Below are 12,602 nucleotides of genomic sequence, written 5' to 3'. Positions count from 1 at the left end.
ACGTTACGCAGCCTGACCGCTCATCACAACCCCGGCGATGCAGTGGGCCCCCCTGGCTCCCACTGCCTGAAACCGGATCAAACTGGATCAACCTGGATCAACTGTGGGAGCAAAGCTTGCTCGCGATAGCGATCTCAAGGGCGCCATCGCGGGCGAGCCTTGCTCCCACAGATTCACTGGCAAGGCCCCACAGGTCACTGGCGAGCTTCCCGCAAATTATTTCAGGCTCAGCCCACGTGAAAAGTCTGACCCGTCTGCAAGCCTTCTACGCTTTTGGCGTAAGCCAAAGCCACATCGGCCGCAGGAACCGGTTTGTACCCGCGGAAGTACGGCGCATAACTGCCCATCGCCTCCAGCAGCACGGTCGGGCTGATGGAGTTCACGCGTAACCCGCGAGGCAATTCGATAGCCGCCGCGCGCACGAAGCTGTCCAGCGCACCGTTGACCAGGGCCGCCGAAGCGCCGCTGCGGATCGGGTCATGGCTCAGGACGCCAGTGGTGAAGGTGAACGAGGCGCCATCATTGGCGAACTCGCGGCCGATCAACAGCAGGTTGACCTGCCCCATCAGTTTGTCCTTCAGCCCCAGTGCAAAACTCTCCTCGGACATCTCATCCAGCGGCGCGAATGTCACGTTGCCAGCGGCACAGACCAGGGCGTCAAATTTTCCGGTCTGCTCGAACAGTTTGCGAATCGAGGCGCTGTCGCTGATATCCACCTGCAGATCGCCACTGTTACGACCGATGCGAATGACTTCGTGACGTTGCGACAACTCCTTGTCGATCGCTGAACCGATGGTGCCGCCTGCGCCTATCAACAGAATTTTCATGCCCTGATCCCCGGGTGGTTTAAACGAGGCTCCAGTCTAGGGGTGGTTTTTTTCGCTGATAAGCGTGCTAATAGGCAACCTTTGGTTTTTAAACGGAAACAATCAATGAGCGAAATGGATGACCTTGCGGCGTTCGCGGTATTGATCGAGGCGGGGAGTTTTACCCTGGCTGCGCAGCAACTGGGTTGCAGCAAGGGGCAATTGTCCAAGCGCATCAGCCTGCTGGAAAGCCGATTTTCCGTAGTCCTGCTGCAGCGCACCACCCGCCGCCTGAGTTTGACGGCGGCCGGCGCTGCGCTATTGCCCCAGGCCCAGGCACTGGTGGTGCAAGTGGAGAGGGCGCGGCAGGCATTGGCGCGATTGAAGGACGATATGGCCGGGCCAGTGCGCATGACTGTGCCGGTGTCGCTGGGCGAAACTTTCTTCGATGGGGTGTTGCTGGAATTCTCCCAACAGTACCCAGAGGTGCAAATCGAGCTGGACCTGAGTAACGAATTCCGCGATTTATCCCGAGAGGGTTTTGATCTTGCAGTGCGCTCCGAGGTTGGTAACGACGAGCGGCTGGTGGCCCGACCGCTGTTGGCCTGGCATGAGATGACCTGCGCCAGCCCGGTGTACCTTGAACACTATGGTGAGCCCACAACACCGCAGGCACTGGCAGAGCACCGCTGCCTGCTCAACAGCCATTACAGCGGTCGCGAAGAATGGCTCTATCACCAGCAGCACGAGTTGCTGCGGGTGCGAGTGATGGGACCGTTCGCCAGCAATCATTACAGTCTGCTGAAGAAAGCGGCGCTGGCGGGGGCGGGGATTGCGCGGTTGCCGTCGTATTTATTGCAAACGGAGTTGGCCGACGGGCGCTTGCGCTGGTTGTTGCGTGATTATCAGACCCGCAGGATGCCAATGTATCTGGTGCATCCGTATCAGGGCGGTTTGCCGAAACGCACGCAGGTGCTGGCGGACTATCTGATGGGGTGGTTCAAGCGCAGTGGTGAGGCCTTGGACAAGCTTTGAGGCACGACACATGACCACTGTAGGAGCTGCCTCCGGCAGCTCCTACAGGGTATTGTGCTTAGCCGCCCAGATAAGCCTCGCGCACTTTCGGATCGGTCAGCAGCGCTTCACCAGTGCCTTGCATCACCACCCGACCGTTCTCCAGAACGTACGCTCGGTCAGCGATTTTCAGCGCCTGGTTGGCGTTCTGCTCCACCAGGAAGACCGTGACGCCATCCTTGCGCAGCTGTTCGATGATGTCGAAGATCTGCTGGATGATGATCGGCGCCAAACCCAGTGACGGCTCGTCCAGCAGCAGCAGCTTGGGCTTGCTCATCAGCGCGCGGCCGATGGCGAGCATCTGCTGTTCACCGCCGGACATGGTGCCGCCGCGTTGACTGAAGCGCTCCTTCAGGCGTGGGAAAAGTCCGAGGACCTTGTCCATCTGTTCCTGGAAATCGCCCTTGTCGGTGAAGAATCCGCCCATGGCGAGGTTTTCTTCCACGGTCAGGCGAGCAAACACTCGACGGCCTTCCGGCACCACGGCAATGCTCTTGCGCATGATCTGCGCCGAAGTCTGCCCGACCAGTTCCTCGCCCATGTAGCGAATACTGCCGCTGTGAGCTTGAGGTGAACCGCACAACGTCATGAGCAAGGTGGACTTGCCGGCACCGTTGGCACCAATCAGGGTGACGATTTCACCCTGGCGGATTTCCACATTGACGCCGTGCAAGGCCTGGATTTTGCCGTAGAAGGTGGAAACGTTTTCGAACTGCAGCATTACGCTTCCCCCAGGTAGGCTTTGATCACTTCAGGATTATCGCGGATCTGTTCCGGCGTGCCGTCGGCCAGGGGAGTGCCCTGGTTGATGACGACAATGTGGTCGGAAATACTCATCACCAGCTTCATGTCGTGTTCGATCAACAGCACGGTGACGTTGTGCTCTTCACGCAACACGCCGATCAGCGCCTTGAGGTCTTCGGTTTCCTTGGGGTTCAGGCCAGCAGCCGGTTCGTCGAGCATGAGGATCCGCGGGCGGGTCATCATGCAGCGGGCGATTTCCAGGCGACGTTGCTGACCGTAGGCCAGCGTGCCAGCCGTTCGGTTGGCGAATTCCCTGAGGTTGACCTTGTCCAGCCAGTACTCGGCAAATTCCATCGCCTCGCGCTCGCTTTTGCGGAACGCCGGGGTCTTGAACAGACCCGCCAGGAAGTTGGTGTTCAGGTGACGATGCTGGGCGATCAGGAGGTTCTCGACCGCCGTCATGTCCTTGAACAACCGCACGTTCTGGAAGGTTCGCACCACGCCTTTACGGGCGATCTCATGCCCGGCCAGGCCTTCGATCGCCTGGCCGTCGAGCAGGATGCTGCCACCGCTCGGCTTGTAGAAGCCGGTCAGGCAGTTGAACACCGTGGTCTTGCCAGCGCCGTTAGGGCCGATCAAGGCGACGACCTGTTTTTCCTTGACGGTCAGGGCCACGCCGTTGACCGCCAGCAAGCCGCCGAAGCGCATGCTCAGATTTTCGACTTTCAGGATCTCGCGGCTCATTTGCGCAGCTCCATGTGAGGACGTTGCATGGGCAGCAGTCCCTGAGGACGCCAGATCATCATCAGCACCATCAAGGCACCGAACATCAACATGCGGTATTCACTGAATTCACGCATCATTTCCGGCAGCAGGATCATCACCACGGCAGCCAGGATCACCCCCAGCTGCGAGCCCATGCCACCCAGAACGACGATGGCGAGGATGATCGCCGACTCGATGAAGGTGAATGACTCGGGCGTGACCAGGCCCTGGCGGGCAGCAAAGAAACTGCCTGCAAAACCGGCGAAGCTGGCGCCCAGGGTGAAGGCCGACAGCTTGATGACGGTCGGGTTGAGACCGAGTGCACGGCAAGCGATCTCGTCTTCACGCAACGCTTCCCACGCACGGCCGATTGGCATGCGCAACAGGCGATTGATGACGAACAGGGCCGCCAGGGCCAGCAACAGCGCAACCAGGTAGAGGAAAATCACCTTGTTGATCGAGTTGTATTGCAGCCCGAAGTACTCATGGAACGTCTGCATGCCTTCGGCCGCTTTGCGTTCGAAGGTCAGGCCGAAGAACGTGGGCTTCTCGATGTTGCTGATGCCGTTCGGGCCGCCAGTGATGTCCGTGAGGTTACGCAGGAACAGACGGATGATCTCACCGAAACCCAGGGTCACGATCGCCAGGTAGTCACCCCGCAAGCGCAGAACCGGGAAGCCGAGCAGGAAGCCAAAGGTGGCTGCCATCAGGCCGGCGACCGGCAGGCAGACCCAGAAGCTCCAGCCCAGGTAGTGCGACAACAGCGCATAGCTATAGGCACCGACGGCGTAGAAACCGACGTAACCCAGGTCGAGCAGGCCTGCGAGACCGACCACGATGTTCAGGCCCAGGCCCAGCATCACGTAGATCAGGATCAGGGTCGCAATGTCCACCGCGCCACGGGAGCCGAAGAACGGCCAGACCAGGGCACCGATGATCAACGCGATGATGATCCAGCGCTGAGTGGTCGGCAGGGTCAGGAAGTTGCTGGCCTTGGCCGGAATCAACGGCATGGACGGCGAGGATTTCCAGGCCTTGCTGATAGGGTCGTCGAACAGTACCCGCAAGAACATGAGTGCCGAGCAGATCGCGATGATTGCAAGGGTCATGTTGCTGGTGCCGTGGACTTCCAGGTTGATGCCAACGATGGTCAGTTTGAGGCCGAGCACCGGATAGGCAACTGCCCAGACCAGGAGCGCGCTGAAGAGCGCTTGCTTAAGATTCTTAGTCATACCTTTTCAACCTCCGGACGGCCCAGGATGCCGGTCGGCCGGAACAACAGAACCAGAACCAACAAGCCGAAAGCCACGACGTCCTTGTACTGGTCGCCGAAGATATCGGCACCAAAGGCTTCCGCCACCCCAAGCACCAGTCCGCCGAGCATGGCGCCGGGAATGCTGCCGATGCCGCCAAGTACCGCAGCGGTAAAGGCCTTGAGGCCAACGAGGAAGCCGGCGTTCGGGTTGATCACGCCGTATTGCATGCTCAACAACACGGCTGCAATGGCTGCCAGCGCCGCACCGATGACGAAGGTCAGGGCAATGATGTTGTTGGTGTTGATACCCAGCAGGTTGGCCATCTTGATGTCTTCGGCGCAGGCGCGGCAGGCGCGACCCAGTCGGGAACGGGAGATGAACATCGTCAGGCCGAGCATGGCGACCAGGGTCACCACGAACACGACGATCTGCATGTACGAAATCAGCACTTCATGTGCACCACCTGGCCCGAATGAGAGATTCCCGGGGATCAGGTTGGGGATGGATTTGTCCTTGGAGTCTTGCGACAGCAGAACGGTGTTCTGCAGGAAGATCGACATGCCGATGGCCGAGATCAGCGGAATCAGACGGTTGCTGCCACGCAAGGGGCGATAGGCAATCCGTTCGATGCTGTAACCGTAGGCACTGCAGACGACGATGCTCGCGATGAAACCGGCAGTCATCAGGAGCGGGACGCTGTCGAGTCCCATCATGGCCAGGCCTGCGATGGCGATGAACGCCACGTAGGAGCCAATCATGTACACCTCGCCGTGGGCGAAGTTGATCATTCCAATGATGCCGTAAACCATCGTATAGCCGATGGCGATCAGGGCATACGTGCTGCCAACGGTCAGGCCGTTAACCAGCTGTTGGAAAAAGTGATAGATGTCAGGCATTACAGCGCTCCTAAAAACCTGATACGCATTTCACTGGTGGAGTCATTTTCCCGCCCGATCCCGCGGATCTGCATCCACTTCGAATTCGGGGTTTGCCAGCGAACCGCTGATGACGGTTTTGAGATTTTCAGGTGGGGAGACTTGCGGATCACGCAAGCGCGGCCCAGTACATTTGTAAAACAAAGCCCACGGCACGCCGTGGGCTTTGTGGGCAGTCAGTCAGGCAAGGCCTTACTGAGGCGAAGCTTCAGTTTTAGGTTTGCCGAAGTGCCACTCGTAAACCACAAATTTGAAGTCTTTCAGGTCGCCCTTGGCGTCGAAGCTCAGGTCGCCAGTCGGGGTTTTGAAAGTGCCAGCGTGAATGGCTTCAGCCACTTTTGCCGGGTCTTCGCTCTTGGCGGCAGTGATGCCACCAACAATGACTTCAACAGCCGAGTAGGAAGGGAACACGAACGGACCGCTCGGATCTTCTTTCTTGGCTTTGAATGCGTCAGCCAGGGCAATGTTGGCAGGGTCCTGGTCGAAGGATTTCGGCAGGGTTACCAGCAGGCCTTCGGAGGCGTCCTTGGCGATCTGCGAAATGGAGTCGTTACCCACGCCTTCCGGACCCATGAACTTGGCTTTCAGGCCTTTTTCCGAGGCTTGACGCAGGATCAGGCCCAGCTCCGGGTGGTAGCCGCCGTAGTAAACGAAGTCGACGTTGGCTTGCTTGAGCTTGGCGATCATCGAGGAGAAATCCTTGTCGCCGGCATTGATGCCTTCGAACACGGCAACCTTGGTGCCTTTCTTCTCGAGTGTTTGTTTCACGGCGGTAGCGATGCCTTCACCGTATTGCTGTTTGTCGTGCAGGACGGCAACGATTTTCGGCTTAACGTGATCGGCAATGTAGTTACCGGCTGCAGGGCCCTGGGCGCTGTCGAGACCGATGGTGCGGAACACCATCTTGTAACCACGGGAGGTGATGTCCGGGCTGGTGGCGGCCGGAGTGATCATGATCACGCCTTCGTCTTCGTAGATGTCCGAAGCCGGTTGAGTGGAGCTGGAGCACAGGTGGCCGACCACGAACTTGACGCCGTCGTTGACGACTTTGTTCGCAACCGCTACCGCTTGTTTTGGATCACAGGCGTCATCGTATTCAACGGCTTCGAGTTTCTTGCCGTCTACGCCGCCTTTGGCGTTGATCTGCTCGATGGCCATTTTGGCGCCACTGAACTGCATGTCGCCGTACTGGGCTACAGGACCGGTCTTAGGGCCGGCGATGCCGATCTTGATGGTGTCAGCTGCGAACGAATGGCTGGCAACCCCGGCCAGAACCATAGCGGCAAACAGTTTGGAAATCTGCTTAGTAGCCTTAGTCATAGTGCTCCACTCTTACTGTTGTAGTTTTTATAGTCCTGGCGCCGTAGCAGCAGAACCGGGTCAGATATCGTCGATACCCTCCGGAAATGCCCCCGACAACTGTACCGGTACAGTGTAGAGCGCCGATTGTCAGCCTGGGAAGGCAGCGCCGGGGGGCAAAACCAGAGGGTGTCGCTTAATTGAAAGAAAAATACAGAATCGCGGCGGGATGTTAGCTGGCTAATAGCTTGATTCACCTGCATTCCTTGGCTTTCCTGCGGTTTTCAATCGGTGAAGCAAATTGCATCCGGGTTTTGCTGCCAGACCATCGACGTTTATCATTCGCGTCGATTTCTTTTCCGGACAGAACCCATGAATCAAGAACCTAGCACCCTCTATGCCAAGCTGCTTGGTGAGACCGCATCTATTACCTGGAAAGAGCTTGAACCCTTCTTTGCCAAGGGTGCCCTGTTATGGGTCGACCCGGCTCTGGATTTGATCGCCGCGGCCGAGGCGGTGGCGGTTGACGAAGGTGAGAAAGTGGCTGCCTGGCTGGCCGACGACAAACTCGCCAAGGTCTCTGAATCGCGGGCGCTGGATCTTTTCGAGCGAGATCCAGAGCTGTGGGCCGTGGTGGTTTCGCCGTGGATTCTGATCCAGGAAAGGGCGGGCGAATAATCCTCTGCGCTTTTTTGGTGCATGAGCTGCTTGCTGGAAAGTGTGTAGGCCCGTAGCGTGATGGCATGTTGCCGTGGAGAAAGGCCACATCGAATGCCTGGCGAGGGTGACGTGCACGTAACGGGAACAGTTGGCTGACCCGCCATTGGTCTATTTAATTGTTTCCAGATGTTGGCCCAGTTCGAGCGCACCAGGCTTTTTACCGCTATTCAAATGGAGGAACCACCCGTGGCAACTTTACCTTCCCTGGGATTTGCCGGTATCGGCCTGATGGGCTTGCCGATGTGCCAACGATTGATGGCGGCGGGCTTTGCGTTGACTGTGTGGAATCGCAATCCGGACAAGTGCTTGCCGCTGGTCGAGGCCGGGGCGCGACAGGTTTCGACGCCGGCCGAGCTGTGTGCGCACGCGGACGTGGTCATGCTTTGCCTGGCGGATACTGCAGTGGTGCGCGAAGTGGTGTTTGGCGCGGCAGGCATTGCCGAGGGTGCGAGAAACGGCCAGTTGCTGGTGGACTTTTCCAGCCTGGAGCCTGCGGCCACCAGGGAAATGGCCGCTGCGTTGAACGCATCAAGCGGCATGCAATGGCTGGACGCGCCAGTGTCTGGTGGCGTGGTGGGCGCCGAAGCGGGGTCGCTGGCGATCATGGTCGGCGGCGCGGCATCAGACCTCGAACGGGTCAGGACTGCATTGCTGAGCGTCGGTCAGCGGGTGACCCACATGGGGGGCGTCGGTGCGGGGCAGGTGACCAAGGCCTGCAACCAGATGATCGTTGCCTGCAATGCATTGGTCATTGCCGAGGTGGTGGCCTTGGCCGAGCGGTCCGGCGTTAACGCCAGCCTGATTGCCGAAGCGCTGGCAGGGGGGTTCGCCGATTCGAAGCCGTTGCAGATACTTGCGCCGCAAATGGCCGACAACCGTTTCGAACCGGTGAAATGGCACGTTCGCACACTGCTCAAGGATCTCGACACGGCAGTGAAATTATCCCGCGAGCAGGGGGCAGCGACACCCCTCAGCGCACTGGCCGCGCAATTGATGCGGTTGCACGGGAGTAAGGGCTTCCTGGAAAAGGATCCGTCGACGTTAGTGCAGATGTACCGCGAGCCTGGCCCGAGGGAATGACCGGGCTCGAATACTGGCGCTGGTTGATTTCGTTAAGGACGGGGCGCAGTTCGGCCAGCGGAACCGGGCGACTGAGCAAGTAGCCCTGGACGAAATCACAGCCGTAGCGCTCCAGGAATTCGTATTGCTCCAGCGTTTCGACGCCCTCGGTGACAACCTGCAAGTGCAGGGTATGGGCCATGATAATGATCGCCTGGACGATTTCCATGTCCTGGGTCGACTCGGGAATCTCCTGGATAAATGACCGATCGATCTTCAAGGTGTTGAGCGGCAGGCGTTTGAGATAGGCAAGGGAGGAATACCCGGTGCCGAAGTCGTCGATCGACAGGGATACCCCCAGCGCACGAATCTGGCGCAGCAACACCAGCGTGTTGGCGATGTTGCCCATCAGCGCATTTTCCGTGACTTCCAATTCCAGCCGTTGCGGGGCTACGCCGGCGACCCGCAACGCCTGTTCGATTTCATCGGCGAGTTCCTCGCGCGCCAGGTTCAGGGGTGAACAGTTCACCGCAATCCTGAGTGCTTCGCAGCCCTGGCGGGACAATTCACTCAAGTCTTCGCAGGCTTTGCGAAGCACCCAGTTGTCCAGTTCCGCAATCAGGCCGTTGGCTTCGGCGATGGCGATAAACCGCTCTGGCGAGAGCAGGCCATGCACCGGATGCTGCCAGCGCACCAGGGCTTCGAGCTTGCTCACCAGCCCGGTCTTGAGGTCGAAGATCGGTTGGTAATACAGCATCAGTCCGATGTTCTCGCGCAGGGCATGACGCAATTCTTCTTCCAGTTGCAATTCCAGCGTTGCACGGGTCTTCAGGTTCGCGCTGAAAAAATTCAGGCCGTTGCGGCCATTGCCCTTGGACTGGTAGAGCGCCAGGTCGGCGTTTTTCAACAGTTCTTCGCAGGTGCTGCCATCTTCGGGAAACAGGCTGATGCCAATGCTGGTGGTCATCACCATGCGCCGTCCCGCCAGCTCGATGGGTTCCTTCATTTTCATCATGATGCGCTGGGCCATTTGCCGGGCTTCTTCACGGTCCTGCAACCCAATGAGAATGCAGAACTCATCACCGCCGAAGCGTGCCACCACATCTTCATGGCTGCGTACCGAACTCTTGATGTGACTGGCCAGGACCTTGAGCAATTCGTCGCCGGCGTCATGGCCGAGGCTGTCGTTGATACGCTTGAAGTGGTCGATGTCCAGGAACACTACCGCGAGCATGCCGCCTTCCTTGGTCTTTTCGCTGAGCTTCTCGGCGAACAGTTGGTTGAACCCGCGGCGGTTGACCAGGCTGGTCAGGGCGTCGTAATGCGCTACCTGCTGCAACGACATCCGTGCCTGGTCGAGTTGGCTGAGCAAGGCATTGACCCGTTGCAGGTCGTGCTCCTTGTGTTGCAGCTTTTTGTCGGCCAAGGCCGCGCTGATACTGCTGCCGATGATCAGCAGCGTAATGACGGCCAGGGTGAGTCCCAGTTGCAGGTGATCGTTTTCGCCAGGCGGCGTCAGGACACTGCCTGCAGGCAGCACCAGATTGAACGCGGCCATGCCCGTGAAGTGCATGCTGAAGAGACCGGCGCCAAGCACCAGGCTGGCGGTGTATTTCTTCAGTTGATGGGGCAGGCCCATGCCGCCGCGCAACTGCCGGGCGATCAGCAGGGCGGCAAGGCCGGCCAGCATGGCGATTAGCACAGACAGTGTGAACAACGTCGGCTCGAAGTAAGCGGCGGCTTCGGAGCGCATGGCACCCATGCCGACGTAATGCATGGCGGCGATACCCAGGCCAATGCACACCGAGGCTTTTACGTAACACCACAGGGTTTGTTGCGCCTGGCTGAGGGTGAGCATCACCAGCCATGAGGCGAGCAGGGCAATCATCAGGGAGGCGAGGGTGATGGGCAGGGCGTAATGGACTTCGACAGGCGCTTGAAACGCTAGCATGCCAATGAAGTGCATGGCCCAGATTCCACCTGCCAGGCAGGCGGTTCCTGTCAGGCGCCACAGGCGCTGGGATTGCGCCTTCTGTGCATGATCCACCCGTTCGGCCATGTCCAGCATGGCAAAGCTGCCAACGCACGCAACCACGTATGCCAGCAGCACCAGAAAAGGATTGTGGGTGCAACCCAGGATTACCTGTCCACTGTCTGGTAGGCCGGTAATGAAAGGCAAACCAAGCCATTCCATAGCATTTCCCGTTTGTCGTCATCCTGGCTGCCGCCACTGCTGCAGGCGGGTTGCCTTGGAGTATAGAGCGCACGGCGGAAGCGCAAGCCGTGGTGGCAGTTTGGCGTCAATCGATTTGGAATGAGTATTAGAGCGTTTGGCAATAACCAAATCGCGCCGGCAGTTGGCTCTTCATGGCCGCCTATCAGCTTAACGAATAATTACAGACAGCTTGTGCGGGCGTGACTAGATTGCATGTTCCGGGGGCAGTTAAGCCCCATAACAATAAAAGAGACGGAAGCATGCAGAACTCGACCCAAGCGGCGAATGCGTGGCGCATTCTGTTCCTGTTGTTCCTGGCCAACCTGTTCAACTTTTTCGACCGCACCATCCCGGCCATCATCATCGAGCCCATCCGCATGGAATGGCACTTGAGTGATTTTCAGCTGGGGATCATCGGTACGGCATTTACCATCGTCTATGCAATCGCCGGCCTGCCCCTTGGGCGAATGGCCGATACCGGTTCACGGGCCAAGTTGATGGGGTGGGGGCTGGCGGCCTGGAGCGGGCTGACAGCGGTCAATGGCCTGGTCGGCAGTTTCTGGACGTTTTTGCTCGTGCGCATGGGTGTTGGTATTGGCGAAGCCAGTTATGCACCGGCAGCCAATTCGTTGATCGGCGACCTGTTCCCGGCGCACCGGCGTGCCCGGGCCATGGGTATCTTCATGCTGGGCCTGCCACTGGGTCTGTTGCTGGCTTTCTTCACCATCGGCTGGATGGTCAAGACATTCGACAGCTGGCGTGCGCCGTTTTTCATTGCCGCAGTGCCGGGCCTGCTTCTGGCGGTGTTCATGTTTTTCATCAAGGAACCCAAGCGTGGTGCCGCGGAAAGTGTGCAGGTGTCCCAGGAGCGCGTCGAGCGGCCAATCCGTCGGGTATTGGCCGTGCCGACCTTCCTGTGGCTGGTGATGGCGGGGTTGTGCTTCAACTTCGCGACTTATGCCTGTAACTCATTCCTGGTGCCGATGCTGCAACGCTACTTCCTGATGCCACTGCATGACGCTGCGGTGGCGACCGGGGTGATTGTCGGTGTCACCGGGTTGTTCGGCCTGACCCTGGGCGGGTTGGTCGCTGACAAGATCCACCAGCGGGTCGCCAATGGGCGGCTGCTGTTTGCAGCCTTCAGCCTGATTGTCTCGACCGTATGCACTGCCTGGGCCCTGCACGCCGGGCGAATCGAGATCGGACTCTTTGTCGGGGTATTCAGCCTGGGCTGGCTGTTTGCCTACAACTTCTACACCTGCGTCTACACCGCGATCCAGGACGTGGTCGAGCCGCGCTTGCGAGCAACGGCGATGGCGCTGTTTTTTGCCGGCTTGTACCTGCTGGGCGGCGGAATGGGGCCGGTGGTGGTAGGTGGGCTGTCCGATCACTTCGCCCACACGGCGATGCTGGCGGCTGGCGCCGGGCAGATGACCGAAGCGTTCAAGGCGGTAGGCCTGCACGATGCGATGTACCTGATACCGGTGGCACTGTTCTTCACCATGGTGTTTCTGTTCATGGCTTCGCGGTGTTTTGTGCGGGATGCGAAGCGGATGAAGGATGGGCTGGTGGCTGTGGTTGAGCCAGGGGGTTGTACGGCGACTGCGTAATCGCCTGCGTCGGAACGCCGCCCCGACCAAGCCCTCCCACAGCGGATCTGTGGCGTTCAAAAATCCACTGTGGGCGCGGGCTTGCCCGCGAAGAGGCCATCAGCAACACCACAACAAAC

The 12,602-nt window shown here is 59.0% G+C and carries 11 protein-coding genes; 4 read left to right on the top strand and 7 right to left on the bottom strand.

Going from position 1 to position 12,602, the window contains the following annotated elements; translation table 11 throughout:
• Positions 1 to 227 precede the first annotated feature (227 nt).
• Positions 228 to 827: a short chain dehydrogenase gene (locus tag UB23_RS20150; RefSeq protein ID WP_045061064.1), complete on the bottom strand. Its 600-nt coding sequence runs from the start codon at positions 825 to 827 to the stop codon at positions 228 to 230.
• Between the two features lie 105 nt (positions 828 to 932).
• Here UB23_RS20150 and UB23_RS20145 point away from each other — a divergent pair, with 105 nt between their 5' ends.
• A complete protein-coding gene (locus UB23_RS20145; protein WP_045061063.1) occupies positions 933 to 1,841 on the top strand; it encodes a LysR family transcriptional regulator in 909 nt (302 codons plus the stop codon).
• Between the two features lie 58 nt (positions 1,842 to 1,899).
• Here the strand turns inward: UB23_RS20145 and UB23_RS20140 are convergent, their stop codons facing one another.
• From UB23_RS20140 to UB23_RS20120, 5 genes are all read right to left on the bottom strand, one after another.
• Entirely contained in the window at positions 1,900 to 2,601 is a 702-nt protein-coding gene (locus tag UB23_RS20140) for an ABC transporter ATP-binding protein (RefSeq protein WP_045061062.1), read from the bottom strand.
• The gene (gene livG / locus UB23_RS20135; RefSeq protein ID WP_045061061.1) at positions 2,601 to 3,368 is read right to left on the bottom strand and encodes a high-affinity branched-chain amino acid ABC transporter ATP-binding protein LivG; all 768 of its coding nucleotides are present in this window, start codon (positions 3,366 to 3,368) and stop codon (positions 2,601 to 2,603) included. The genes UB23_RS20140 and livG overlap by 1 nt, the downstream gene beginning before the upstream one ends.
• The gene (locus UB23_RS20130) at positions 3,365 to 4,621 is read right to left on the bottom strand and encodes a high-affinity branched-chain amino acid ABC transporter permease LivM (protein ID WP_045061060.1); all 1,257 of its coding nucleotides are present in this window, start codon (positions 4,619 to 4,621) and stop codon (positions 3,365 to 3,367) included. The genes livG and UB23_RS20130 overlap by 4 nt, the downstream gene beginning before the upstream one ends.
• On the bottom strand, positions 4,618 to 5,541 hold the full coding sequence (livH, locus tag UB23_RS20125) for a high-affinity branched-chain amino acid ABC transporter permease LivH (RefSeq protein ID WP_045061059.1): 924 nt from the start codon (positions 5,539 to 5,541) through the stop codon (positions 4,618 to 4,620). The genes UB23_RS20130 and livH overlap by 4 nt, the downstream gene beginning before the upstream one ends.
• 231 nt (positions 5,542 to 5,772) lie before the next feature.
• Positions 5,773 to 6,900 carry a branched-chain amino acid ABC transporter substrate-binding protein gene (locus tag UB23_RS20120; protein ID WP_045061058.1) on the bottom strand — a complete coding sequence of 376 codons (1,128 nt, stop codon included), beginning with the start codon at positions 6,898 to 6,900 and terminating at the stop codon, positions 5,773 to 5,775.
• Positions 6,901 to 7,251: 351 nt separating this feature from the next.
• Here UB23_RS20120 and UB23_RS20115 point away from each other — a divergent pair, with 351 nt between their 5' ends.
• Complete coding sequence (locus UB23_RS20115; protein ID WP_045061057.1) at positions 7,252 to 7,557, top strand: DUF2288 domain-containing protein; 306 nt, start codon at positions 7,252 to 7,254, stop codon at positions 7,555 to 7,557.
• A gap of 228 nt (positions 7,558 to 7,785) precedes the next feature.
• Positions 7,786 to 8,679 (top strand): NAD(P)-dependent oxidoreductase, encoded by an 894-nt coding sequence (locus UB23_RS28760; protein WP_269082911.1) that lies wholly within the window; start codon positions 7,786 to 7,788, stop codon positions 8,677 to 8,679.
• Here UB23_RS28760 and UB23_RS20100 read toward each other — a convergent pair.
• Positions 8,570 to 10,852, bottom strand: a complete 2,283-nt coding sequence (locus UB23_RS20100; protein ID WP_045061054.1) for a putative bifunctional diguanylate cyclase/phosphodiesterase — start codon at positions 10,850 to 10,852, stop codon at positions 8,570 to 8,572. The genes UB23_RS28760 and UB23_RS20100 overlap by 110 nt on opposite strands.
• 281 nt (positions 10,853 to 11,133) lie before the next feature.
• Here UB23_RS20100 and UB23_RS20095 point away from each other — a divergent pair, with 281 nt between their 5' ends.
• Complete coding sequence (locus UB23_RS20095) at positions 11,134 to 12,483, top strand: spinster family MFS transporter (RefSeq protein ID WP_045061053.1); 1,350 nt, start codon at positions 11,134 to 11,136, stop codon at positions 12,481 to 12,483.
• The last annotated feature ends 119 nt before the right edge of the window (positions 12,484 to 12,602 follow it).

This window comes from Pseudomonas sp. ES3-33 (genome assembly GCF_000952175.1).
Lineage (GTDB): Bacteria > Pseudomonadota > Gammaproteobacteria > Pseudomonadales > Pseudomonadaceae > Aquipseudomonas > Aquipseudomonas gregormendelii.
The sequence above is the reverse complement of the archived record's forward strand: the minus strand, read 5'-3'. Positions and strand labels throughout refer to the sequence as shown.

Bases quoted from the DNA above. Each gene is read 5' to 3' on its own strand.
- UB23_RS20130 (WP_045061060.1), bottom strand. From the start codon at position 4,621: ATGACTAAGAATCTTAAGCAAGCGCTCTTCAGCGCGCTCCTGGTCTGG.
- livG (WP_045061061.1), bottom strand. From the start codon at position 3,368: ATGAGCCGCGAGATCCTGAAAGTCGAAAATCTGAGCATGCGCTTCGGC.
- UB23_RS20095 (WP_045061053.1), top strand. From the start codon at position 11,134: ATGCAGAACTCGACCCAAGCGGCGAATGCGTGGCGCATTCTGTTCCTG.
- UB23_RS20140 (WP_045061062.1), bottom strand. From the start codon at position 2,601: ATGCTGCAGTTCGAAAACGTTTCCACCTTCTACGGCAAAATCCAGGCC.
- livH (WP_045061059.1), bottom strand. From the start codon at position 5,541: ATGCCTGACATCTATCACTTTTTCCAACAGCTGGTTAACGGCCTGACC.
- UB23_RS20145 (WP_045061063.1), top strand. From the start codon at position 933: ATGAGCGAAATGGATGACCTTGCGGCGTTCGCGGTATTGATCGAGGCG.
- UB23_RS20115 (WP_045061057.1), top strand. From the start codon at position 7,252: ATGAATCAAGAACCTAGCACCCTCTATGCCAAGCTGCTTGGTGAGACC.
- UB23_RS20120 (WP_045061058.1), bottom strand. From the start codon at position 6,900: ATGACTAAGGCTACTAAGCAGATTTCCAAACTGTTTGCCGCTATGGTT.
- UB23_RS20150 (WP_045061064.1), bottom strand. From the start codon at position 827: ATGAAAATTCTGTTGATAGGCGCAGGCGGCACCATCGGTTCAGCGATC.
- UB23_RS20100 (WP_045061054.1), bottom strand. From the start codon at position 10,852: ATGGAATGGCTTGGTTTGCCTTTCATTACCGGCCTACCAGACAGTGGA.